The sequence below is a fragment of the Mesorhizobium sp. AA22 genome (assembly GCF_001672375.2).
In the GTDB taxonomy this organism is placed as follows: Bacteria; Pseudomonadota; Alphaproteobacteria; order Rhizobiales; family Rhizobiaceae; genus Mesorhizobium; species Mesorhizobium wenxiniae.
Genome location: NZ_CP048406.1, coordinates 4,859,485 through 4,882,712, shown reverse-complemented (window position 1 = coordinate 4,882,712; position 23,228 = coordinate 4,859,485). Strand labels below are relative to the sequence as shown.

The window sequence follows — 23,228 nt, the reverse complement described above, 5'->3', positions numbered from 1 at the left end:
GCACAGCCGGGAGGCCGCGTCAAGAGCCAAAGAGTTCGGCGGTCTGCCGCACCGGAAGTTGCTATTTAAAGTAATAAAATCAGTTAGTTGAAAGAAATTTCTGATGCGATAATCTTGTCGGGCTGTCGGCTGTCCGGCTATTTCTGATTGCCTGGCGCGGAAATCCCGAAGCCGAAGGTCCGCATCGCTTCCTGCGCGGCGAGGATGCCTTCGGCCACCGAAACCAGGGCGACCCGCTTCGATGTCGCCTGGTCGCGGATCAGCTTGTAGGCGGTTTCCTCGTCGACGCCGTTCATCTCGACCAGCACCTTGACCGCCTTCTCGATCGTCCGGCGTCCCTTCAGCGTATCCTCCAGCTTGCGCACCTTGTTGGCCAACCGCCCTTCATAGCCATACCGGTAGCGGGCCAGTGCAAACTGCGTCAGCACGCCCAACTGCCTGAGCGGTTTGGTGATGACGCCGTGCGCGTTGAGATCGATGATCGCCTTGATCGAGGTGGGGCTTTCATAGGTGACGATGGCGACGACGGCAGCATTGGCGCCCTCGATGAGCGACACCATGGCATCGGTCGGCGCTTCGCCGACCTGCACGAACACCGTGTCGATGTCGCCCGGGATCGACGCCGGCGGCGGCCACGCCGCCCTGACTTCGCAGCCTAGGCGCCGGAGGTGATCGACCAGCGCGGCGCCATCCTCGTCCTTCGGATGGATGACCAGGATCTTCGCCTGCCGCAGGTCGTTGAGAATGCGTTTGAGCGTTGCCGTCATTTAAAGCCAAGGCTCTTCGAAACGAGAGGAGGCGAGATAGGGGTCGGGCCGGATCGGCGCCTGCGACTGCCAGGCGATATCGAACTGCCCGGTGGCGTTGGCGATACCGATGCGCGGCGTCGACCAGACGTGGCGGTTTTCCTGGTCGAACATCATGCGTCCCTCCGGCGACGCATAGTCGACCTCGAGCGCTGCCTGTCCGAGGCGAAAGGTGTCGAGGGTTCCGGCCTTTTCCAGCGCGCGGGCGAACAGGTGGACCTGCGTATAAGCCGTCTGCGACCACATGGTCGCGGTCGTCCGGTCGCCGAACCGGCGGGCGAGCTCGCCGACGAAGCGCTGGTTCTCGCCGCTGTCGACGCTCGCCAGGTAAGGAGCCGCCAGCACATGGCCGGTGCAGTGCTCGGCGCCGATTACGCGGATCTCGCCTTCGGCCAAGGTCAGGCTGGCGATCGGCCGCCGTGTCCGATCGATGCCTGCCTCGGCATAGAGCCTGTAGAGGATCTGCGCGCTGCGCCCAATCACCGTCGAGAAGACGGCGTCCGGCGCGGCCTTCTCGATATCGGCCATCAGGCGGCGCATCCGGCGTTCGTCGGCATCGAGCGGCACATACTGTTCTTCGACGGTCGTGCCGCCCTTGCATTCCAAGAGATCGCGCATGACCCGGTTGGATTCATGCGGATAGATGTAGTCGGACCCGGCCATGAACACGCGCGGTCCGTAGCGCTGCAGGATGAAGTCGGCCAGCGCGAAGGTATTCTGGTTGAGCGTGGCGCCGGTATAGAGGACATTCTCCGAATATTCGAAGCCCTCGTAGATCGAAGGATACCAGAGCAGGCCGTTGTAGCGCTCGACAATCGGCAGCACGGCCTTGCGGCTGCCAGACATCGAGCAGCCGAAGATGACGTTGACGTCGTCCTCGGTCAGAAGCCTGCGGGCCAGCGAACGAAACGCCTCGGGGTCGCTGCCCGGATCGTAGGTGATCGGCTCGATCTGCCGCCCCAGCACGCCGCCGCCGGCATTGATCTCCTCGATGGCCAAGGCGGTTCCGTAGAAATGCTCGCTTTCGGTGACCGAAGTGATGCCGCTGCGCGAAAAGAGGATTCCGACGCGCCATGTCCCGGCTGTACCTGTCACGGCAATCCTCCCTGAGCTTTTCCGGCAAAAGGCCTATTGCACGCGAAGCGTCATGGCAATCGCCAGCGTGGTCGCTGGCTGTCTCTGCTTTCAGGAAGCGGCAAAGGTGATCTCTCCGGCAGAGATAGAGGCATTGCCGCCCGGCAGTCTGGGCCGGAACGTGACCGTCCGTGATTGGGAGCCATATGGCTAAAGGGGCCGATCCGCTACCGCCCGAATACCGGAACCGCTCAGTTGTCCGGTTACGTCGCGTTTAGCTCTGCCATGTAAGGAATTCTGAAGCTGGAGGCCGCACGCTAATGTTGGACAACTACGAGGTCGACGGGTTTGGCGTGATCCACCAGATCGACTTCACACCGATCAAGTACGACAAGCAATACATTTCCTATTACGAGGACCTGAGTGACCGGACCATCAAGCTCGGATATCAGCGACTTGGCTGGGTGCTGGGAATCACGGGCCAAATTCCTCGGTCCGTCCTGGAGATTGGATATGGCACGGGCACGTTCGTCGAAGCCGCGAAAATAACCGGGGTCGCCGACTGCGCCGGCTGCGACATCGCCAGGTTTCCGCTGCCCAAGGGCGTCCGCTTTGTCGATTGGGATGAGGCTCTTGCCAGTTCGTGGGATCTCGTCGCCATGTTCGACGTGCTTGAGCACATCCCGGACCTGGGTTTCCTCGCCCGGCTTCAGGCCCGCTACCTGGCCGTCGCCGTCCCTTATTGCCGCTGGCGCGAGCTCGGCACCGCCGGCGACGCGTGGTTCCGAACGTGGCGTATGCGTCTCCCCAACGAGCACCTGCACCATTTCGACCGTGACTCGCTGGTGGCACTCCTCGCACACAGCGGCTTCCAGTGCGTGACGCTGAACTGCTTCGAGGACGGAATTAGAATGCGGCCCGGCGAAGTGGGTCCGAATATTCTGTCCGGCTTCTTTAGAAAGCCATAGGCCAGTTTCCCCGTGGCTCGACCAAAGCGATAACGCTCGCGCTGTTTTCCCGCCCAAGCCGACTTGGTCCTTTCTCGTCCGGATTTGATCCTGACTGTGAGCAAACGGGCGAGTCAGGTAAGGTTTTTGACGGATCGCTTTTCACTAAACTGCCGACGCTCAGCGCCAAACAATGAGCGTCCTAGTTGGGGTCGGAACAGGTAATCCGCATCACGTCAAAAGCTACCACCAGAGCTGGACTAGCCCGCGTTCGGCCGGAGAAGCAGCTGTTGTGATCGATCATCCGGGGAACATTTTCGTCAGCATTCAATTTAAGCAGAGAAGCTGGCTTGGAGCAGATCAATGGGCATTTTTTCCGACCTCGACAAAAAACTGACGGAAAATCTCTACGCGCACGGTAACGACCTCATCGATCCTGCTGCGGATCTGCCCGAGAGCGTCGAGGAACGGGTCGAACTGTTGATGCCGTTCGTTCAGGCCGAGGCTCGCGAACTGGTCCGATCGCAAATCCTCGGCCTCATTCACGAGTACACGAATGAGGAGTCCGCCCCATCGAGTTAGGCGAGGATCGCCTCAACTTCCAGATTTCATGGGCTCGCCGCCTGATACGCGCTTCCCTGTCCATAATAGGTCTCCTGGTGCTTTCCTAATCCCGTCCTCGATGGTTTTTTCCGCGTTGCTGGACAGTGGCCGCGATCGTCTCTCGCGCATTCATACAGCTAATGCCCCACTGGACTGCCCAAATGATCGCGCAGGTCCGTCAGCGGTTCAGTTGACGCAACCATGATGTGCTCTATTTCAAGTTGCACAGCAGTCTTGCGGTCCGTTCGGTCGCTGGGAGGACAATGTGTGGAAGCAACGCTACAAGCGCGCACTGTAAACACCAGTAAACGTCGCGGTCTTCGACTTGACTGCCTGTGGTCACCATCACCCTTGAACAACTGCCTGGGAGACGTGTGTTTTCGCAGCGCCGGAACAACATCGACGCCATCGAGGAGACACGCGCCGAATAGGACGGCGATGGTCTCGTGGTTACCGCTAACGGAGACCGGGGCCCGATGAGAATTCTCGTTGTTGGCGCCACCGGCCTGATCGGCGCTTCGGTCTGTTCCCGCCTCGTTTCCGAAGGAAATGAGGTGGTCGGGATCGTCCGTAGCCCTCGGGCAAATGCAGCCGGCGACTACCAATTGCTGGTGCTGGACATGGCGACCGCGCTACGCCCTGAAGATTGGCTGCCGCATCTGGCCGGCATCGATGCCGTCGTGAACTGTGCCGGCGTTCTGCAGGACAGCCCTCGCGAAAAGACCGGGCAAGTTCATCGCGATGCTGCGGCGGCTCTTTTTCTCGCCTGCGCGCGGGCCGGCGTTGCCAAGGTGATCCACTTCTCGGCAATGGGTGTCGATCGGGCACAGCCTTCGTCGTTCTCGGCGACGAAATATGCTGGCGATCAGGCCCTCATGGCACTTGATCTGGACTGGATAATCCTTCGCCCTTCCGTGGTGCTCGGCCGGCCTGTGTTTGGGGCCAGTGCGTTGTTTCGCGGTCTGGCCTCGCTGCCGGTGCTGCCGTCAATGCCAGATACCGGCCGGCTACAGGTCGTGCAGCTCGAGGATGTGGTCTCGACGGTGCTCTTCTTTCTCAATCCCGGCAGTCCGTCTCGTATGGCGCTGGAACTTGCAGGTCCCGAACAGCTGACCATGGATGAGATTGTCGGCACTTTTCGCCGCTGGCTCGGCTGGGGTTCCGCAGCCAGGCTTGTCTTGCCGGGATGGGTTGCCCGATTTCTCTACCGCCTCGGCGATCTCGCCGCGGTGCTCGGCTGGCGACCTCCGATGCGCACTAATGCCGCCAGGGAGATCACGCGAGGGGCGGTCGGAGATCCATCGAACTGGACTTCCCTGACCGGCATACACCCACAAAGCTTGGCGCAGTTCCTCGCGCTCAATCCGGCAACGGTGCAGGAGAAATGGTTCGCCGGGCTTTATTTCGCCAAGCCTGCAATCTTCGTCGTCCTGCCGTTCTTCTGGATCATGACGGGGATTGTTTCGCTGACCACTGGCTACGGCAACGGCATCGGCCTCATGCAAAGCACGGGGGCTGGCATGTTGTCGGCGCCTGCCGTGATCGCCGGCGCTCTTGCCGACGTCGTCGTCGGCGCACTCATAGCCTGGCGGCCAACGGCGCGAAAAGGCGTCTACGCCGGCATCGCGCTCTCGCTCTTCTATCTAATCGTGGGCACTTTCCTGCGCCCGGACCTGTGGAACGAACCGCTTGGGCCGTTCCTGAAGGTCTTGCCGATCATCGTCCTTCACTTCGTTGCATTGGCAATCCTGGAGGAGCGCTGATGCTCTATTTCGTGCTGAAGTACCTGCATGTCATCGGTGCCAGCGTGCTGCTTGGCACGGGCGCCGGCATTGCCTTCTTCATGCTTCTCGCCCACAGGACCGGCAATGCAGCAACAATTGCGGCAGTGGCGCGCATCGTAGTGGTCGCCGACTTTCTCTTCACGGCAACTGCCGTCGTGGCGCAGCCGATAACCGGCGTCGCGCTCGCCTGGCTGGCGGGTTACTCGCTCTCCGAAGGCTGGATCGTGCTTTCCATCGCGCTTTATATCGTCACCGGTGTGTTCTGGCTGCCGGTGGTATGGATGCAGATGGAGATGCGCAATCTGGCGTCCGAAGCCGCCAAGGCGGGAGCCCCGCTGCCGGCCCGGTATATCAGGCTTTTCTGGCTGTGGTTCGCCTTTGGCTTTCCCGCCTTTGCTGCCGTCCTCGGGATTTTCTGGCTGATGATCGCGCGGCCGGCGATCGAGTGGTAACGCCGTGCCGGGGCAGATGTCGCGCCTTTCGATTTCGGCGCTGGAACATCTTTCCCATGAGTGCGTTCGGCGCGGATGGATCAATCCGTGCGCAAACGCCGACATTCAGCCTCATCCGCGACTGAAGCGGATGTTCTCATTGTTGGCGGCGGACCTGCGGGGCTGGCCGCCGCTATCTATCTCGGCAGGTTTCGTCATCGGGTCGTCGTGGTCGACGCGGGTGAACCGCGCGCGATGCTGATTGCGCAAAGCCGTAATTGCCCTGGATTTCCGGAAGGGATCAGCGGCCCCGATCTTCTGCAACGCCTTCGCGCGCAGGCCGCCGAATACGGAGCGACACTGGTGCAGGATCAGGCGTCATCGATCGAGCCGACCTTAGGCGGATTTGGTGCCGAGACAAACGCGGGGCGGATCGTCGCCCGCAAGATATTCCTGGCGACAGGTATCGTCGACGTCGTGCCTGCAATTCCGCGTCTGGGCGAGGCCATCGCCAGAGGCAGCGTACGCCTTTGCCCGGTTTGCGACGGCTATGAAGTCATAGATCGTCGGGTTGCGGTTATCGGACACGAGGCGAAGGCACTGCGAGAGGCCTTGTTCCTCAAGCAGTACACGCAGCACGTCACACTGCTCGCACGCTATCTTCCCGATTTTTCCGCCAGCACACGGCGCGTGGCCATGGAAGAGAACATTGCCATTTGCGACACGTTCAAAAAGTTTGTTCCGTCCGAAAATGGTTACGAGGCCATCCTTAAGGACGGCGAGGTGCGACATTTCGACGTCATCTATCCGGCGATGGGATGCCGGGTGCGTTCCGAACTCGCCCTGGCGATGGGCATCGAATGCTGCGACGAGGGCTATGTTGTCGTCGACAAGCATCAGCGGACTTCGGTCGATGGAGTGTATGCCATCGGCGACCTGGTCAAAGCGCTGAACCAGATCGCAGTCGCTTTTGGCCAGGCTGCGATAGCCGCGACAGATGCTCACAATGACCTTGCCCTCGGGTACGAATAGCTCTCGAAACGTACCTCGCTAGCGCAGCATGGCTGCTATCACGAAGACCGCGGCCGCTACGAGAACGACTGCGGCAATCACCAGCACCGGCCAGTTGCTGCGAGGCTGAAGATCAGGCTCGCTTCCTACCGGCCGCCGCATCGCATCGCCGAAGCTTGCTTCATTCGTGAACTCTGGCTGTCGGCGTGGGCGAGCCTCGGCGGCAGGGCTCGGCACATCTGCCGCTTCGGCGTCGGTCGCTTCAGGTGCGGCGGCAGGGTCGAACCCCGGGGTCTTGTCCTGCGTCGCCCCGGCCTGAATATCGCCTCTCGCTTTGGCAGTCGTCTGATCTCGTCGTGCGGCCATCATCGTCTCCCTGACAACCAAACTTCAATCTGCCTCAACCGGTTCCAGTCTGCGCCCGATTTGCTGAACACACTCGATTTTCTGAACACACCCCATTTGCTGGACACATTTGGCAGTGGTCCGGGCTTCTCCGGAACAGAGGACGCCTTTCGCAGTTGTGTTGGATCATTGCCTGGTGAGTTGGCCATGCCGTCTGCACTCGAGCAACTGGCTCAGTCCGTGAAAGAGCGACGAGCGATCTTGTTCGTTGGGGCGGGGGTGTCGATGAGCGTCGGCCTGCCATCCTGGCAGAAGCTCATCGAGCATATGGAGGATGAACTCGGCCTCGACCGCGACATGGTCGACATACCTGAACCCAGCTACCAGGCTCTTGCCGAATATTACCGGCTGAAGAATGGGGGTCTCGGTCCCTTGCGCAGCTGGATGGATCGCGAATGGAGCGTCTCGCGGGAAAAAGTCAAGGGATCGGCGATCCACAAGCTGATCGTGTCATTGGATTTCCCGATCATCTACACCACCAACTATGATCGGAACCTTGAGGTTGCATTCGAAGTCCACGACCGCCCGTTCGTAAAAGTGGCCAATGCCAAGGATATCGCCAAGGTGAACGGCGAAGTTACCCAGATCATCAAATACCACGGCGATTTCGACGACGATGCATCTCTGGTCCTGGCGGAGTCCGATTATTTCGAGCGGCTATCGTTCGAGTCGCCGCTGGATGTGAAGTTTCGTGCCGACGCACTGGGGCGCACCATCCTGTTCATCGGCTACAGCATGTCCGACATGAACATCCGTCTGTTGCTGTATCGGCTTTGGGAAACCTGGCGCCGGTCCGGCTACGAAAAGAACCGTCCGAAATCGTTCGTCTTCATGCCGCAACCGAGCGTCGTCCAGGAAGCGGTCCTCGGACGCTGGGGTATCGACATGCTGACCGAGGAGGCCGATCGGCCGGAGGATGCTCTGGTGGCATTCCTGAGCAAGCTTAAGGAAGGGATAGGCAATACCGGAAAGGCGATGTGACTGCACCGCGCTTGAAGCCGAATGGTTGACGGCAGCTTCGGAAAGCTGACTTCGTTCGACCAGGCCGGGAACATTGTCGATCGCTGCGACGTTCATAGCCGGAAAGGGACGCTGTTTGCGGAGGCCTAGGATGGGCCACTTCGAAATGATCGATCTCGTTTCCGTCATCAACGCTTGCACGACCGGCCGCGCCGCCGGGCGATTGGTGTCAATGGCCAAAGCCGTGGAAGAGTTGCGGGTGCTGACCGGGGATTTCATCTCGCCGGACGAAATCGTGGCCAACGCCCTGTCGCCGGTGGCGTGGGAGCGCGGCTGCGCGGTCCTGTTCGACGAGCAGCCGGGCGCCGATATCCTGCACACGCCATGGCAAGAGGCCTGACTGCCGCAGGATGCCTGAGCGTTGCCGAATCGGCAGCCGCGCCAGCGGGCGCCGCGTCCGTTTGCAGACGTCGCATATGCCGGCAGTGGGGAGCACGGGCGGCAGTTGGAACCCGGCCGTCACAGGGCTGTTTAACCGCTATGCATGAGGCAATCGGAGACACGCCATGACTGAAAACGAGACCCGCTACGAACATGGTGCTACCAAGTACCCGGCCAAGAAAGATGCAGACGCGTCGGATCAATTCTCCCAAGAGGCGGCTGGCAACAAGAAGCCTGCCGGCGGGATGGGCCTGACACGGTCGAAGGACGAGGTGGAGGACAAAACCCATCAGTCCGAAGGGCAAAACCCGCCCACATCCGGCGCCGGACCGTCGATCGCCGAGCGTTCCAAGGACGCCAAGGCTCCGAAGAGCGGGCGCCAGCCAGGCGCCTACGTCAAGGAGTGACCGGCCAGGGGACCTGCAGTCAGCCCATCATTGTCTTCAGCGGCTCCCGAGCGAGGTTTGCTTCGATCTCCTTACGGCCTGGCGTTTCCCGCAGCGCTGTGCGCATGTTCTTGCGATATTCGTCCGGCATGCGCGGCGGCAGCATAGGTTCATACGCGTCGACGACCGCCTCTATGATCACCGGGCCTTCCGCGGCAAACGCGGCATCAAGGACCCCATTGACGTCCTCAGGCCGGGTGACGCTGTAGCCGATGCCCCCCATGGCCTCAGCAGCCAAAGCGAAATCGATCGGCTGGAGTTCGCAGGCAAATTGCGGGTTGCCGAGGAACATCATCTGCTCCCAGGCGATCTGGTTGAGCATGTTGTTCTTGATCACCAGAAGCTTGAGCGGAATCTTGTAACGCACGGCCGTCGAGAATTCGCCAAGCTGCATCGCCAGCCCGCCATCGCCCACCACCGCAAAAACCGGCCGGCCCGGAAAGGCGATCCCGCCGGCAATCGCATAGGGCAGCCCGCAGGCCATCGATGCCAGCGAGCCGGAGACGGCGAAATCCTGGCCTGCCTTGATATCGATATGACGGGCGGCAAGTTCGGTGTTCTGACCGGAATCGCTAGCCAGGATCGCGTTGACCGGCATTCGGTCGCCGAATGCCTTGACGACGCGTTGCGGCTTGAGCGGCACGTCGTCCCTGCTTTCCGCCTCGGCCATCATCTTGCGCCAACGCTGTAAGCTCTGCTGCGCGTTCTCGAGAAACGATCTGTCCTGCTTAGGCTTCAGCCTTTCATTCAGCAATTGCAGCGTGATGGCCGCATCGCCGACGAGACCGGCCTCGACAGGATGGCGAAGGCCGATCCGCTGCGCGTTGCGGTCGATCTGCACGCCGCGCGCCTTGCCGGGCTTGGGATAGTATTCGATGTAGGGGAAGGTCGAGCCGACGATCAGCAGCGCCTCGCATTCCTCCATGATCTCCTGCGAGGTCAGCGAGCCCAATATTCCGATTCCGCCCATGACGTGCGGGTGATCGTCCGGCAAGACGGCTTTGCCGAGCAAAGCCTTGGCAACGGGTGCGGCGAGGAGTTCCGCCGTCCTCTCGAGTTCGGCCTGGGCATGCAGCGCACCGCGCCCGGCGAGTATCGCCACCTTTGAGGCTGTGTTGAGGATATCGGCCGCAAGAGCAAGCTGGGCTTCGTCGGGTCGCTTGTCTCCTTCGAACCACCGTTCGGGCGTGTGTCTTGGAAGGTTGCGGGGCGAGCGCTTTGCCGACGTCTGTTCCTGCACGTCGCTGGCTATCGAGAGATGGGAGACGCCGCGTCCCGCAAGAGCGGAACGACAGGCCAGGCCGGCAACGTTCTCCATATGCGCTGCGTCGGTCACTTGCGTGTTGAAGATGGCGACGTCGTTGAAAACACGGGTGAGATCGACATCCTGCTGCGTGAACGTCTCGATCAGGTCGTGAAATTGCATGCCGGTTATGGCAAGGACCGGCGCCTGGTCGAGCTTTGCGTCGTAGAGGCCGGTGAGCAAGTGAGTGCCTCCTGGCCCTGAGGTGGCGAGGCAGACGCCGAGTTTGCCCGTCCATTTGGCATAGGCCGTCGCCATGAAAGCCGCGGATTCCTCATGCCGCACTTGTACGAAGCGGATCTTGTCCTGCCTTGTTCGTAGCGCCTCCATGATGCCGTTTATGCCGTCTCCCGGCAGGCCGAAGATCACGCGAACGTCCCAGGCGATCAATGTGTCGACAAGGATCTCGGCAGTGTTGGGCATGGTTGCCTCCTCTGTATCTGGTATCTGCAGCCTTACGCTCCCGCTGCGGCGATAGGGGTCAGACGTGGACATCGGCGATCAGTCGCCGAACGACGGAGATGCCGGGATGTTCCATCGGAACGGCAGGCGGGCAGCGCCGCCTGAGGGGCGGGCCTCAGTCTTTGCCTGGCAAAACCGCAGGAGACCGCGTTTGGACTTCAACCAGGTCTCGGTTTCTCGGAAATGGTTCGGCGAGCTCAAGTCGCGCCTTAAGCGTGACATGCAGCTCTGAGGGATGGCCGAAACTCAAACAAAAACCCTCCTCGGCGGCGGGTCGTCGGCGCAAATCAGCACCACAGCCAAATCAGTAGCATAATTGCCGTCAAAGCAACGGATCGCGAGCTCGCAGACAGGCAATCGCTTCGGGTCGGGCGCCGTCCGCAGCGAACAGGGTTCCATTACGCAGAGCCCAGGAACGGTTACGGCGCCTTCTCGGTTGTGAGGGAAAGGAGATGGTCCATGTTTGAGAACAGCATGTGGTTGCTCGTCGTTGCAGGCGGTCCCCTGATACTGGCAATCCTGATCGCCTACGCACTCCTTACGCGACGCCGTCGCGGTCCCGCAGAACGCAGGGTGAGCGCGCGGGCGACCGAGCGCTTGTATCGCGAGGAGAAAGACTGACGAATCGTGGCAGATGCGGATGGGCAGTCCGGAGTCGATGAGCGATGGACGGTTTATTCGACCGCCATTTCGGAACGATCACGCCGCCCTGCCATTATCGCCATAAGGACAGGCTCAGATCGTGGTGCCCACGATTCCCGCTTCGGCAAGGACCGTGGCCCCTGCAATCACCGGGACGTCGACGATGCCGTCAGCAATCTGGGCCTCAAATCCAACGCAAGGAGGAACCAATGGCTGGACGCAGGACCCATGAGCAGCAATTGCGCATCATTGAAAAGCGGGAGAACACGAAGGGCGCCGGCAAGGATTTCGACGCAGAGGCGGACCTGAAGCGATCCGCAGCGGAACGTGAAGCGCTGCGCAAGGGATCGGAAATCAGGTCCAAGACACCCGACCTTGTTGATCCTGACGATCGCAACATCCTTCGCGGAGAAAATCAGGAGAGCGTTCACCACAAGAATCGTCCCGACGACTAAGAATTGGAGCAAGCCGATGGCAAAAGGTAGCAAGAAGCATGTCGGAGCGGGTGCACGGGGAAAGGGTTCTGGTACAGGTGCCATGACCACGACCCCAAAGGATAAGCTCGAAGAAAACCAAATCCTGTCCAACCGCGACAAGGCTCAGCATACGAAGGAACGCGGTCTGGATTCCAAGCAGGTCGCGACCGAGCAGCGCCAGGATCACGCTGCCAATCGTTTGCGGGACTGACGGCTCGCCCGCCGTTGGGGCGCGGTCTTGCTGGTAGAGAAAGATTTCGCCCGCTCGACGATCTGCTTCCGTCGGTCCTTAGCGATAGCTTGCTCCTTCGGCTGTCGGCGATGAGTTAACCGGCAGATCGCATCGACGATTTGCTCTCGAACTGTTCTGCCTCACGCAGCAGCCGGATCACCTCCGCGTCCGTGGTCTGCGCGAAGTCCCCATAATACCGGCCCACCGCAACAAACGGCTCGGGCGTGGCGAGACAGACCACTTCGTCCACATCGGCTTTTATCAGGGCGAGCGTATCCCTGGGTGCTACCGGAACGGCCAAGACAACATGCGCGGCCCGATCCTTCCTTAACGCCTTGAGCGCCACTCTGACCGTGCCTCCGGTCGCTATGCCGTCGTCGACGACGATAACGGTCCGGCCAAGGACTGAAGCTGCAGGCCTGCTGCCGAGATACAGGTTTCTGCGGCGTTCGATTTCGAGCAGTTGCCGCCGTTTCTCTGCCTCGACGTAATCGTCTGACGGTTGGACCAAAGCCATCGCCTCCTCGTTGAGGACGAGCTGCGGATTCTCCCCGTCGACGACCGCGCCGATGCCATATTCGGAATGGCCCGGCGCGCCGATCTTGCGTACAAGCAGCACGTCGAGCCGGGCACGGAGTGCCTTCGCCACTTCGAAGCCAACCGGCACTCCGCCGCGTGGCAGCGCCAGTACCAGTGGATCGGTTGCCGCGAACCCGGTCAAAGCGGCGGCAAGCTGGCGCCCCGCCTCCGTTCGATCCCTGAATTTCGGCGCGTCAAAAATCATTGGCTTCACCTTTGCAAGGGCGAGACCTGGCATCGCTGGGTCGCTACTCGTGCCAAGATGTTCGCGGTCTGCAGCGTCTTGCCGAAAACCTCCGGACCGGTTGCACTCATCGTCGCTTCCTCGCCCAAATTCACCTTGCTGGCGAAACGGCGATCGGAGGCAATTGTTTCGTTTCACCTTGATAAAAATTGCCGCGGTCGTCGCGAGGCCGCATCTATCAGGCCCCCTTGCGTTCGCGGGATTTCCGCAACCTGTCGGAATCGGCCATTTTCCACGACATTGAGCGCCGTGACGACGGCCAGGTTGTCGCCTTTTTCGTCCCACTGCACGGGATCGCTATAAGCAATGCCTTTGAAGCGGAGCTTCCGCATCGCAGTCAGAACGTCGCGCCGGCTCGGATTTCCCTTGGTTTCAGTGATCGCGTCCCTGATTGCGGCGATCAGCACGCGGACTGAATCGTAGGAATTCACCGCATAGTTGCCGATTGGTCCGAACAGCGTCGCATAGCGTGCAGCGAAATCGCTTGAACCAGCGACTCTACCCACTTCGGGCGTGGCGGACAGCACGAGAACGCCTTCGCCCAATGTTGCGGTTTCTCCCGCAGGCTCAAGGAAATTCACCGCGTCCCAACAGCCGTCACCGCTGGCAAAGAGCTGGTGGAGACCTGCACGGCGCATCGCCCGCAGGATGAAAGCACCCTCGAAACTGCCGCCGTAGAACAGCAGATCGAAATCGGCCCGCAGAGATGCGACCAGCGGGTCAAAATCGCGGCTCCCTTCGCGAACCGTTCGCCGCTCCGCGATGCGTCCTCCGAGCGACAGAAAGGCCCGCGAGAACGCGATGCCTATGCTGTGGCCGTACATCGTTTCGGTTTCGACGAGGACGGCGCGGCGCTTGCCCATGGTGTCGTAGAGATGACGGGAAATGGCTGCTCCGGTCTGATCATCCCGGTTGGTGAAGCGAAAGACATTCGGCAGAGAGCGCTCGGTGAGCGCTGTGTCGGAAGCGATCGGCGTGATCATCGGGAGGTCGTGGGCGGCATAGATTTCCGCCGCAGCGATGGTGACATTGCTGTTGTAGTGGCCAACGACGCCAAGCAGATCCGGCCGGTTGCAAAAGTCGTCCGCGACTTGCCGTCCGGTCTCGACCTTTCCCTGATCGTCCGCACCCTCAACCATGATGGGAAAGCCCGCAATGCCACCGTCCGCGTTCTGCTCCTCGACCGCGAGTTCGATCGCTTGCTTCATCTCGGCGCCAAGCGCCGCCGCATTTCCCGACAATGGAGCGCCGATTGCGATCCGGATCGCTTCCGACATTGAAATGGTCCTTGCTGCCGAGCCGTTTGTCTGCCCCGAACTGCGCTTGCGCGCATCAGTTCCTTCTCGAACCGGAAAAATGATGGATTCTTGCTGGCGAGCCTTGGAGCGCGACGAAACGATGCTGGAACAATCGATCACCTTGATGCGTTCGACTGTTTTACACCTGCCGAGGATCCTCGATGGCGCCGCGTCCTTTCTGGAAAGGCTATCTGAAGCTTTCGCTCGTGACCTGTCCGGTCGCGATGACGCCCGCTACCACCGAGAGCGAAAAGGTCCGGTTCCATACGCTCAATCGCAAGAGCGGGCATCGCGTCGTCAGCCAATATGTCGACGCCGTCAACGGCAAACCAGTTGCTGAAGACGACGAGGTCAAGGGCTATCAGCGCGGCGAGGACGAATACGTCCTGCTCGAGGACGATGAGATCGACGCAGTCGCGCTGGAGAGCACGCGCACCATCGACATCGACATGTTTGTCGATGCCGACAGCATCGGCTGGATCTGGTACGACAAGCCCCACTATCTCACCCCTGACGATCCGGTCGGGGAGGAAGCATTCTCGGTCATTCGCGACGCGATGCAGTCGACAGGGAAAGTCGGAATATCGCGACTGGTCATGTACCGCCGCGAGCGCGCCGTCATGCTTGAACCACGAGGCAAGGGTATCGTGCTGTGGACACTGCGCTATGGCGACGAGGTTCGCGATCCCGAGGATTATTTCGGCAAGATCGAAAACGCCAAACCCGACCCGAAACTGATGGATATGGTCTCGACCTTGATCGATGAGCGAACCAGGCAGTGGGATCCCGCCATGACCGGAGATCCCGTCCAGGCGCGGCTGCTGGAGATCATTGCCTCGAAGAAGAAGGGCAAGAAGCGTCCAACCAAGGCGAAGGACAAGGCCGAGCAACCGCCCAGCAACGTGATCAACATCATGGATGCGCTGCGCAAAAGCATCGGCTCGGAGGCCGGAAAGCGAAAATAGGCGCACGGAGTTGCTCGGGAGAACAAAGGCAGCACAATGAAGGTCATCCCCCGCGACGGCGGCTTCGCCCTGCCGCTCGATACGCCTCCGATGGAGGCCAAGGCGGCCGATGCGATTCCCGAAGGAGACGGATGGCAATACGAGCGCAAATGGGATGGTTTTCGCTGCCTGGCATTTCGGCAGGACGATGCGGTGGAGTTGCGCGCAAAGTCAGGCAAGCCGCTCGGACGCTATTTTCCCGAACTCGTCGCGACATTGAAGGAACTGCCGTCGCGCCGTTTTGTCGTCGACGGTGAAATCGTCATCTCGGTCGACGGCAAACCGTCGTTCGACGCCCTCCAGATGCGGCTTCATCCCGCCGAGAGCAGGATCCGCAAGCTGTCCGCCGAAACCCCGGCGCACATCGTCCTCTTCGACATGCTCTGCGATGAGCACGGAACTGTCTGGTTGGCGCGGACCCTGAAAAAACGGCGAGCGATCCTTGAGGCTTTCGTCGCTTCGGCAAACCGCAGGAACATCGTGCTTTCGCACTGTACGCGCGATGTGAAGGAAGCCCGCTCCTGGTTAGGGGCTGCCGGACATGGGGCGACAGACGGCGTGGTCGCCAAGCGGCTGGACGGTCCGTACCAACCGGGGGTGCGCGCGATGGTGAAGGTAAAGCGGTTGCGGTCGGCCGATTGCGTGGTCGGCGGCTTTCGCTATCTCAGCAACAGCCCGCAGGTCGGCTCTCTGTTGCTGGGTCTGTACAACCAGGCCGGCAAGCTCGATCACGTCGGTTTCACCTCGACCATTGCCAAGGACGACAGGGCAGAGCTTACCCGCAAACTCGAAGCGATGCGCGAGCCCCCCGGCTTCACCGGAAAGGCGCCGGGCGGGCCGAGCCGCTGGAGCACCGAGCGCAGCGGTAAATGGGAGCCGGTCCGGCCCGAACTGGTGGTCGAAGTACGCTTCGATCACGTCACCGGCGACCGTTTCCGGCATGGCACCAAGTTCCTGCGCTGGCGGCCGGACAAGGCTCCGGAACAATGCACGTTTGAGCAGATCGCCTGATTTGTTCGGATGCATGCATCTTCGCAATGCCCTCCTCAAGCGGCTTTCTTGCGTCGGTTTGCACGATCTTCGATCGGCGCTGCGGCAGCTCGGAAATCCTGCCAGGGATCCGACGATAGTGAGGCAAGCCGGGTCGGTGTGTTCTCGACGGTAAAATAGGCCGGTCCGATGCCGGGTCCGAGCTCGTCCCATGCAAGCGGCATAGACACCGCCGCACCCGGTCGTGCTCTTGTCGAATAGGGTGCGACTGCGGTCGCACCGCGCTGGTTTCGCAGATAGTCGACGAGGATTTTTCCGCGCCGTTTGGATTTTGTGATGGTCGAGACGTAGCGGTTGGGACTGTCGGCGGCCATGGAGTCGGCAATCGCCTTGGTGAAGGCTTTCACAGCTGGCCATTCCGCTTTCGGTTTCAACGGCGCCACAACGTGCAGACCCTTGCCGCCGGAGGTCTTGATGAAGGGGACAAGCCCTGCATTCTTCAGCCGGTCGCGGGTCTCGACGGCGGCTTCGATCACCGCCTCCCAGCTCACGTCCTCGCCGGGGTCGAGATCCATGATGATCGTGTCCGGACGCTCCCAATCGCTTACCATCGAACCCCAGGGGTGGATCTCCAGCGCCGCCGATTGGACGAGACCGATCAGCCCATCGAGATCATTGATGCTGATCAGCCGCTCGTCGGGCGGATCCTTGGGGTCGTGAACCAGGACAATGTTGGGGTTGAGCCCCTTCCAGGCATGCTTCTGGAAGAACTGCTCACCCGAAATCCCGTTGGGACATCGCACCAGCGCTAACGCGCGGCCGACGATGTAGGGCGACGCATAGCGCCACACCTCGGCATAATAATCGGCGAGGCCTTCCTTGGTCACGCCCTGGTCCGGCCAGTAGAGGCGATCGGGATGGGTGAGCTTGACGCTCCGACGCTGAGGTTTGGGTGCTGCCTTGCTCGTCTTCGGCGTTTCGCGGACGATCTCCTTCGCCGGCTTGTCTTCGCGTAATCCGCGGAATGAGGCGTGGCGCAGATTGCCGTCGGCGGTCCACGCCCGGAACTCGATTTCGGCGACGAGTTCCGGCCTGACATAGCGGACTTGCCGAGCCTCCTCGGCGGTCAGCCGTTCGTCGAACGGGGTTGACGGAATGCGTATTCGCTCGAGCTTCTTGAAGAGGCTCTCGGCAACCGCCGCCGTGTAGCCGGTGCCGACCCGTCCGACATGATGGAGCTTGCCGTCATCATAGACACCCAGGATGAGCGAACCGATCGCATTGCGCGAGGTTGTCGAGGGGACATAGCCGGCCACGACAAATTCCTGCCGCGCAGAGCATTTCGACTTCACCCAGTTCTTGTTGCGGCCAGAGCGGTAGGGCGCGTCGCGAAGCTTCGAGACAACGCCTTCCAGGCTAAGCCGGCAGGCGTGTTGCAGGACCAGAGCGCCATTCTCCTCAAAATGTCCGCTGTAGCTGATGATGGCGTTATCACCGCCGATGATCTTTTCCAGCAATTCCTTGCGGGTGATCAACGCAACGTCACGCAGATCGTACCCGTCAAGATGAAGCAGGTCGAAGACGTAGAAGCGAAAGCGATCACTGCGGCCCTCGCTGAGATCGGCTTGCAGCGCGGAAAAATCCGATGCGCCGGCGGAGGTCTCGACCACGAGTTCACCATCGATCAGCGCCGTCCCGACAGGGATATCGGCCAGCGCCGAAACGACCGCCTTTCCGAATTTCTTTGTCCAGTCGAGACCGCTCCGCGTCAACAGTTTAACGCGACCGGCTTCGATCCTGGCCTGCAGCCGGTAGCCGTCGAATTTGATCTCGTGCAGCCAGCGTTCGCCGGACGGCGCGGACGAGACCAGGGTCGCCAGCGTCGGCTCGACGAAATCGGGAAGCGCTGCCTTCTTGGCACCCTTGATCTTTGACGGTTGGGGAACGCTTACGGTTGCAGGCCGCTCTTCTGGTTGAGTCGCCCCCGTGCGGCCGCCGCGGCGCTTCCGAATGCGCCCCGTCTTGGACGACCAGCCGGGCTCTTCGCCGGCGACGTCCTCGATCTTGCGGCCGGTCGCGACGGATTCCGGCCGCTCGTCCAGAATGTCGGGATCACCTTCCGTGCGCGCGGCGTCATCGTCGCCTTTGATCAGCAGCCAGTTCTCGCGCTTCTCCCGCGGCTTTCCGGCCATCCGCACAAGGTGCCAGCGGCCGCCGAGCTTCTCGCCGTGAAGTTCGAAATCGAGATGGCCTTTCGCATAGCCGCGAGGCGCGTCGCCGATCGGCGACCAAGTGCCTCTGTCCCACAAAATAACGGTGCCGCCGCCATATTCGCCTTTAGGGATGGTGCCTTCGAAACCGCCATATTCCAAAGGATGATCCTCGACATGGACGGCAAGGCGCTTCTCGCCGGGGATCAGGCTCGGCCCTTTTGTGACGGCCCAGCTCTTGAGCACGCCGTCCATTTCGAGACGAAAATCGTAATGGAGCCGGGTGGCATCATGCTTCTGTATGACGAAGCTGTTGCCGGTCCCGGGCACCCTGCGCCCCTGCGGCTCCGGGGTAACGGAAAAATTGCGCTTCTTGCGGTAGGTCTCGAGCGCCATCGGTCAGCCGGCCTTCCGACGCGGTGCTGTCTGCTTCGCCTTTGCGTGGCGCGCCGGCTTTGACTTTGCCGCGGGCTTTCTTGTCGAGGGCTGCTTGCCGCCAACGCCGGCACTCTGGCGCAGCGCATCCATAAGATCGACGACCTTCTCCCGCTTGGCCGGCTTCGGAACGGCGATCTTTTTGCCTTCGAGCTTTGCTTTCACCAGCTCGGCAAGCGCCGCCTCATATCGATCGTCGAATTTGGTCGGATCGAATTTGCCCTTCTTGGTCTTGATGATGTGTTCGGCCAGTTCGAGCATCTCGCCCTCGATCTTCATATCGGGAATGTTATCGAAGGCCTCCTCCGCCGAGCGCACCTCGTAGTCGAAGTTCAGCGTCGTTGCGACCAGGCCTTCGTCATAGGCCCGGATGAGCAGGGTCCGGATGCGCCGGAACAGGACGGTCTGGGCGATGGCAGCGACTTTCTTCCTGCGCATGCCCTCGCGGATCAGCCCAAAAGCTTCCTCCGCGTGTTTATCCGGCGGGGCGAGGTAATACGGCTTGTCGAAATACACGTCGTCGACATCGGAACAGCCGATGAAGGCCGAGACCGACAGCGTCTTGTCGCTCTCGGGGACAGCGGCTGCGACCTCATCGGGTTCGAGCACGACGTACTCACCCGAGCCGATCTCAAAGCCTTTGACCTGGTCGTCCTTCTCGACCGGCTTCCCGCTATCGCTGTCGACGAAGGCGCGATGCACCCTATGGCCCGTGGCGCGGTTTATTGTGTGGAAAGCGATCCGCTCAGAGGTTGAGGCAGCCGTATAGAGCGCCACCGGGCAGCTGAGTTCTCCAATTTTCAGAAAACCCTTCCAATTTGCTCTCGGCGCCAAGACGTTAGCCTCTCTGTCACAAGCATTGCACTGGAAATGCAACGTGGCGGCGCGGAGATTTGTTCCTTTGGCGCCTACGCGGCGTCGATCAGAAGGGTTCTAGGCCAGCAGACAAGCAATTCCGCTGCAACCAAATTCAGTACTCACCGTTGTCGAGCAGGAAGGGAGCGGTTGGCCATGACGAGACTGTCGTTGACGAGCCTATCATTTTTGGCGGCGCTGGCTCTAGCGGGTTGCAGCGACGAGACCGAACCGACACAGGGCAGCACCAGCAGCACTGAACCGACACAAAGCAACACCAACACCGTCGATCAAAATCCCGAAGTCGACAAGGACCCGACGCCGAAGACGACGACGGGCGGCGATCAACCCGGTACGCCGCCGGCTCAATGAGGGATCGGCCGGCCGACCGGATTCCTCCCGGATGCATTGCGCGCGACAAGGGCAGAAGATCTCACCCCGACTGGCTCTGCGCGACCAAATGGTAGCTATACCGGTCTCGAATGAACGCGTTGAAGAACCGACCTTTTGACGAGGCCTTGCGGAATGCAGCGTAGGTCTGCGGCGGCACGTCGTCGTAATCGTAGCGATTTCCGCTTGGGACGAACCATACGGAGAGGGTCCTCGTCGCCGGATCGTAATTGATGCTTTGAATAGCAGTGAAGGCATTTCCAAACACTCGACGCGTCTGGGCAATAACCCAGCCCGGCAAGCCAGGTTCCGTCTCGCCCAAGATATGGAGGCGGTGATCCGGCCGGCTCGACGCCTCCAAGGTCTTGCCGCCGCCGGCCGGCTTCACCAATTAGGGTTGATGCCATCGCTCAAAACCAAGCAGCCGGAATTCGCTGGCCAAGGCGACCTGTTTCGTGCGCCCAACGATCTGCCGGAAGGATTTCACTACCAGCCGGAGCTGATCACCGCGCAGGAAGAGGCCGAGCTGGCGCGGCAGCTCGAAAGTCTCGCCTTCCAGCCTTTCGACTTTCATGGCCATCTCGCAAACCGGCGCGTGGCCGGTTTTGGCCTGCGCTACGATTTTGACCAACGCAAAGTCGTCGAGGCGCCTCCTATCCCTGCTTTTCTGATGCCGCTCAGGGACAAGGTGGCGGCATTTGCGCGGCTGCCCGCCGATGCTTTCGTGCAGGTCTTGATCAACGAGTACCGGCCCGGGGCGGGTATCGGCTGGCATCGCGACAAGCCGCATTTCGATGCCGTAGCCGGCGTTTCTCTTCTTGCGCCATGCAGCTTTCGGCTCCGCCGGAAGAACGGCGCTGGATGGGATCGCCAGACCATCATCCTCGAGCCAAGGTCGGCTTACCTGATGACGGGACCGGCGCGCACCGAATGGCAGCACAGTATCCCGCCGCGTTCCGAGCACCGCTACTCCATCACCCTGCGGACTCTGCACCCGCAACGGTCGCCTCGATCAGAAGCGATAGTTCGATGACCAGGACCGAGACCGGCTCCTGTTTTTGCGGTTCGATAACGGCTGAGCTGCATGGCGACCCGTTCTGGATTTGCTCCGATCACGACGACGATTGCCGCAAGGCCATAGGGAGCCCGCTGACCGTCTGGGTCGGCTATCGACCGGCCCAGTTCAGATTGCTGACCGGCACGCCGAAGACGTTCTCGAGGACCCGAGGCGTGCTCCGCACCTTCTGCGCCGATTGCGGGACATCCATAGCCTATCTCGACCAGGGGCTTCCCGAAGAACTCTATGTGACGATCGGCTTCTTCGACCACCCCGAACGTTTTGCGCCGCAGGCTCATGCCTATTGGGACATGAAGCTGCCGTGGGTGGAATTTCGTGACGATCTGCCACGTGTGGGAAGATATTCAAGGCGGCGCGATCCGGCGGTCGGAAATCCCGCCGATCGGTAACCCGGCAAGCGCCGCCAATGGTCGGTCTGGTGATACCCCGCGACCACCACGCTGTGTTGGCGCTCACCTGGAAGGCGGCGGACCATGAAGACCTTGAGACGATCATCGGGCCTCCGGTTATTGAGCACGCCTGGTTGGAACGGAGCGGCGCCCAGATCCCGGACCCGTGATGTCGTTCGAGATCAATGGGCGGCGACCTGACGAGTCACCGCGGCCGACGGATCTATTGCCGGGTGAGCATTGTGACATCGAGAAGTTTGATCTCCACAGCGAAGCGATAACCGCTACAGTGATCGCCAAGCGGCCGGGCACCAAGGCCGGCGATGGAATTCGGAACGGGCATCGGCAGCTTGAAGCGGGTATCATCGCTTCTTCACGCCGCTTTCGATACCTTTCTGTTGAGCGCAAGGCATAGTTCGGCAACAGGCAGCAAGATTTGGCACAACGATCGGGAAGCGCAGACCTGCCACTTCATGGCGGACGCGTGCCGAAATGGCTCGGCGACCGGATGACGCGCCTTGGCGCGGTCATGTGCGAGGCGATCATTCACCACTACGGTCGCGAGGAGCTGCTGCGCCGGTTGGCGCATCCCTTCTGGTTCCAGTCGTTTGGCGCGGTTATGGGAATGGACTGGCATTCATCCGGCATCACGACCAGCGTCATCGGCGCCTTGAAACGCGGGTTGGCTCCGCTCTCCGGTGAACTTGGTATTCACGTGTGCGGCGGCCGCGGCGCGCATTCACGCAAGACCCCGCACGAGCTTGCCGTCATCGGCGAGCGCGTCGGCTTCGACGGAACAGGCCTGGCAACTGCCAGCCGGCTCGTCGCCAAGGTTGACAGCGCCGCCGTTCAGGACGGCTTCGACCTCTACCTGCATGGCTTTATCGTTACCAATGATGGCGACTGGGTCGTGGTGCAGCAGGGCATGAACGGCGACAGCAAGGTGGCGCGCCGCTATCACTGGCTGTCCGAAGGCCTGAAGAGCTTCGTCGACCAGCCGCATGCCGCCATCGAAGGCGCCAACCAGGGCGAAATCGTCAACCTGACCGACCGCCGCGCCGACGCTTCGCGCAAGGGACAGCTGGAGCTCCTGCAGGACCTCGGACCGGATCGCATTCTGAGGGAATTCGCCGCGCTGGAACGTGGGACGGCCCCGGCTCCAGAGCAGGCGCCTGAACAGCAGCCGATGCTGCCACACCTGGTCATGCCGGCGCACCACGACGTTCGCGAAAGCGATGTCGTCATGCGCCGCCTTCATGGGAACATGGCGGCGGCTGCCGAGCGTGGCCCCGCCGATTTTTCCGATCTTCTTCTGGTCCCCGGCGTCGGTGCGCGCACGGTGCGGGCTCTGGCGCTGGTTGCCGAGGTTCTGCATGGCGCGCCATGCCGGTTTTCCGATCCGGGGCACTTCTCGCTGGCGCATGGCGGCAAGGACAGACATCCATTCCCCGTGCCGCTGAAAGTCTATGACGAGACGATCGGCGTGCTGAAGTCCGCGGTCCACAAGGCCAGGCTCGGCCGCGACGAAGAAATCGGTGCCTTGAAGCGGCTCGACGACCAGTCACGGCAGGTCGAACGCTATGCCACAGGCCCCAGCCTGAAGGAAATCGTTGCCGGAGAGTTCGATCAGTCGCATCTGCTCGGCGGTCGCAGTGTGTTCGGCTGGGAGGCGGCACCCGAGACGTCCGCAGACGTAATCAAACAAAAAGGATAAGCGCGGCCGGATCGCCTGA

At 61.2% G+C, this 23,228-nt stretch carries 27 protein-coding genes; 18 read left to right on the top strand and 9 right to left on the bottom strand.

All coding sequences use genetic code 11. From position 1 onward, the window contains the following. Window positions 1-137: 137 nt before the first annotated feature. Both A9K68_RS23590 and A9K68_RS23585 read right to left on the bottom strand, forming a co-directional pair. Window positions 138-767, bottom strand: coding sequence for an ANTAR domain-containing protein (locus A9K68_RS23590; RefSeq protein ID WP_065010355.1), 630 nt, complete (start codon window positions 765-767; stop codon window positions 138-140). Next, window positions 768-1,901, bottom strand: a complete 1,134-nt coding sequence (locus A9K68_RS23585) for a transporter substrate-binding domain-containing protein (RefSeq protein WP_065010356.1) — start codon at window positions 1,899-1,901, stop codon at window positions 768-770. Between the two features lie 299 nt (window positions 1,902-2,200). Between A9K68_RS23585 and A9K68_RS23580 the strand changes: the two genes are divergently transcribed. From A9K68_RS23580 to A9K68_RS23555, 5 genes are all read left to right on the top strand, one after another. Beyond that, window positions 2,201-2,848: a class I SAM-dependent methyltransferase gene (locus tag A9K68_RS23580; RefSeq protein WP_065010357.1), complete on the top strand. Its 648-nt coding sequence runs from the start codon at window positions 2,201-2,203 to the stop codon at window positions 2,846-2,848. A gap of 342 nt (window positions 2,849-3,190) precedes the next feature. Beyond that, window positions 3,191-3,409 (top strand): hypothetical protein, encoded by a 219-nt coding sequence (locus A9K68_RS23575; protein WP_065010358.1) that lies wholly within the window; start codon window positions 3,191-3,193, stop codon window positions 3,407-3,409. Window positions 3,410-3,906: 497 nt separating this feature from the next. Next, window positions 3,907-5,193 carry an SDR family oxidoreductase gene (locus A9K68_RS23565; RefSeq protein ID WP_065010359.1) on the top strand — a complete coding sequence of 429 codons (1,287 nt, stop codon included), beginning with the start codon at window positions 3,907-3,909 and terminating at the stop codon, window positions 5,191-5,193. Next, window positions 5,193-5,666 (top strand): DUF2269 family protein, encoded by a 474-nt coding sequence (locus A9K68_RS23560; RefSeq protein ID WP_065010360.1) that lies wholly within the window; start codon window positions 5,193-5,195, stop codon window positions 5,664-5,666. The genes A9K68_RS23565 and A9K68_RS23560 overlap by 1 nt, the downstream gene beginning before the upstream one ends. 75 nt (window positions 5,667-5,741) lie before the next feature. Continuing rightward, window positions 5,742-6,677, top strand: coding sequence for an NAD(P)/FAD-dependent oxidoreductase (locus A9K68_RS23555; protein WP_065010361.1), 936 nt, complete (start codon window positions 5,742-5,744; stop codon window positions 6,675-6,677). 18 nt (window positions 6,678-6,695) lie between these two features. Here A9K68_RS23555 and A9K68_RS23550 read toward each other — a convergent pair whose 3' ends face one another. Further along, window positions 6,696-7,022, bottom strand: coding sequence for a hypothetical protein (locus A9K68_RS23550; protein WP_065010466.1), 327 nt, complete (start codon window positions 7,020-7,022; stop codon window positions 6,696-6,698). Window positions 7,023-7,286: 264 nt separating this feature from the next. On the opposite strand from A9K68_RS23550, the gene A9K68_RS23545 reads away from it, so the two are divergent. The 3 genes from A9K68_RS23545 (at window position 7,287) to A9K68_RS23535 (ending at window position 8,869) form a co-directional block, all read left to right on the top strand. Further along, window positions 7,287-8,042 carry an SIR2 family protein gene (locus A9K68_RS23545; protein ID WP_348640693.1) on the top strand — a complete coding sequence of 252 codons (756 nt, stop codon included), beginning with the start codon at window positions 7,287-7,289 and terminating at the stop codon, window positions 8,040-8,042. A gap of 130 nt (window positions 8,043-8,172) precedes the next feature. After that, window positions 8,173-8,421 carry a hypothetical protein gene (locus A9K68_RS23540; RefSeq protein ID WP_065010363.1) on the top strand — a complete coding sequence of 83 codons (249 nt, stop codon included), beginning with the start codon at window positions 8,173-8,175 and terminating at the stop codon, window positions 8,419-8,421. A gap of 166 nt (window positions 8,422-8,587) precedes the next feature. Continuing rightward, the gene (locus A9K68_RS23535; protein WP_065010364.1) at window positions 8,588-8,869 is read left to right on the top strand and encodes a hypothetical protein; all 282 of its coding nucleotides are present in this window, start codon (window positions 8,588-8,590) and stop codon (window positions 8,867-8,869) included. Between the two features lie 19 nt (window positions 8,870-8,888). On the opposite strand, the gene A9K68_RS23530 is transcribed toward A9K68_RS23535, so the two are convergent. Continuing rightward, window positions 8,889-10,634 carry a thiamine pyrophosphate-dependent enzyme gene (locus tag A9K68_RS23530; protein WP_065010467.1) on the bottom strand — a complete coding sequence of 582 codons (1,746 nt, stop codon included), beginning with the start codon at window positions 10,632-10,634 and terminating at the stop codon, window positions 8,889-8,891. Between the two features lie 498 nt (window positions 10,635-11,132). On the opposite strand from A9K68_RS23530, the gene A9K68_RS31430 reads away from it, so the two are divergent. The 3 genes from A9K68_RS31430 to A9K68_RS23520 all read left to right on the top strand — a co-directional run bounded on the left by A9K68_RS31430 (window position 11,133) and on the right by A9K68_RS23520 (window position 12,002). Continuing rightward, window positions 11,133-11,294, top strand: a complete 162-nt coding sequence (locus tag A9K68_RS31430) for a hypothetical protein (RefSeq protein ID WP_082982578.1) — start codon at window positions 11,133-11,135, stop codon at window positions 11,292-11,294. A 230-nt stretch (window positions 11,295-11,524) separates the two neighbouring features. Further along, entirely contained in the window at window positions 11,525-11,770 is a 246-nt protein-coding gene (locus A9K68_RS23525) for a hypothetical protein (RefSeq protein WP_029356303.1), read from the top strand. A 16-nt stretch (window positions 11,771-11,786) separates the two neighbouring features. Further along, a complete protein-coding gene (locus A9K68_RS23520; protein ID WP_065010366.1) occupies window positions 11,787-12,002 on the top strand; it encodes a hypothetical protein in 216 nt (71 codons plus the stop codon). A gap of 115 nt (window positions 12,003-12,117) precedes the next feature. Here A9K68_RS23520 and A9K68_RS23515 read toward each other — a convergent pair whose 3' ends face one another. Both A9K68_RS23515 and A9K68_RS23510 read right to left on the bottom strand, forming a co-directional pair. After that, window positions 12,118-12,807 carry a phosphoribosyltransferase gene (locus A9K68_RS23515; protein ID WP_065010468.1) on the bottom strand — a complete coding sequence of 230 codons (690 nt, stop codon included), beginning with the start codon at window positions 12,805-12,807 and terminating at the stop codon, window positions 12,118-12,120. Between the two features lie 173 nt (window positions 12,808-12,980). Then, window positions 12,981-14,123 (bottom strand): branched-chain amino acid ABC transporter substrate-binding protein, encoded by a 1,143-nt coding sequence (locus A9K68_RS23510; RefSeq protein ID WP_065010367.1) that lies wholly within the window; start codon window positions 14,121-14,123, stop codon window positions 12,981-12,983. A gap of 182 nt (window positions 14,124-14,305) precedes the next feature. Here A9K68_RS23510 and A9K68_RS23505 point away from each other — a divergent pair, with 182 nt between their 5' ends. Further along, window positions 14,306-15,109 carry a Ku protein gene (locus A9K68_RS23505; protein WP_065010368.1) on the top strand — a complete coding sequence of 268 codons (804 nt, stop codon included), beginning with the start codon at window positions 14,306-14,308 and terminating at the stop codon, window positions 15,107-15,109. A gap of 36 nt (window positions 15,110-15,145) precedes the next feature. Next, window positions 15,146-16,159, top strand: coding sequence for an ATP-dependent DNA ligase (locus A9K68_RS23500; RefSeq protein ID WP_065010369.1), 1,014 nt, complete (start codon window positions 15,146-15,148; stop codon window positions 16,157-16,159). Window positions 16,160-16,194: 35 nt separating this feature from the next. Here A9K68_RS23500 and ligD read toward each other — a convergent pair whose 3' ends face one another. After that, window positions 16,195-18,744 carry a DNA ligase D gene (gene ligD, locus A9K68_RS23495; RefSeq protein ID WP_065010370.1) on the bottom strand — a complete coding sequence of 850 codons (2,550 nt, stop codon included), beginning with the start codon at window positions 18,742-18,744 and terminating at the stop codon, window positions 16,195-16,197. A 3-nt stretch (window positions 18,745-18,747) separates the two neighbouring features. After that, window positions 18,748-19,617: a Ku protein gene (locus tag A9K68_RS23490; RefSeq protein WP_029356317.1), complete on the bottom strand. Its 870-nt coding sequence runs from the start codon at window positions 19,615-19,617 to the stop codon at window positions 18,748-18,750. 177 nt (window positions 19,618-19,794) lie between these two features. Between A9K68_RS23490 and A9K68_RS23485 the strand changes: the two genes are divergently transcribed. Further along, window positions 19,795-20,010 carry a hypothetical protein gene (locus A9K68_RS23485; protein WP_065010371.1) on the top strand — a complete coding sequence of 72 codons (216 nt, stop codon included), beginning with the start codon at window positions 19,795-19,797 and terminating at the stop codon, window positions 20,008-20,010. Window positions 20,011-20,071: 61 nt separating this feature from the next. On the opposite strand, the gene A9K68_RS23480 is transcribed toward A9K68_RS23485, so the two are convergent. Continuing rightward, window positions 20,072-20,416, bottom strand: a complete 345-nt coding sequence (locus tag A9K68_RS23480; protein ID WP_348640728.1) for a KTSC domain-containing protein — start codon at window positions 20,414-20,416, stop codon at window positions 20,072-20,074. A gap of 12 nt (window positions 20,417-20,428) precedes the next feature. Here A9K68_RS23480 and A9K68_RS23475 point away from each other — a divergent pair, with 12 nt between their 5' ends. The 4 genes from A9K68_RS23475 (at window position 20,429) to A9K68_RS23460 (ending at window position 23,209) form a co-directional block, all read left to right on the top strand. Further along, on the top strand, window positions 20,429-21,061 hold the full coding sequence (locus tag A9K68_RS23475) for an alpha-ketoglutarate-dependent dioxygenase AlkB (RefSeq protein WP_065010372.1): 633 nt from the start codon (window positions 20,429-20,431) through the stop codon (window positions 21,059-21,061). After that, window positions 21,058-21,495, top strand: a complete 438-nt coding sequence (locus tag A9K68_RS23470; protein ID WP_065010373.1) for a GFA family protein — start codon at window positions 21,058-21,060, stop codon at window positions 21,493-21,495. Before A9K68_RS23475 ends, A9K68_RS23470 begins: the two co-directional genes overlap by 4 nt. Before the next feature lie 169 nt (window positions 21,496-21,664). Beyond that, window positions 21,665-21,910 (top strand): hypothetical protein, encoded by a 246-nt coding sequence (locus A9K68_RS23465; protein WP_065010374.1) that lies wholly within the window; start codon window positions 21,665-21,667, stop codon window positions 21,908-21,910. A 21-nt stretch (window positions 21,911-21,931) separates the two neighbouring features. Then, window positions 21,932-23,209: a DUF763 domain-containing protein gene (locus tag A9K68_RS23460; RefSeq protein WP_065010375.1), complete on the top strand. Its 1,278-nt coding sequence runs from the start codon at window positions 21,932-21,934 to the stop codon at window positions 23,207-23,209. Window positions 23,210-23,228 lie beyond the last annotated feature (19 nt).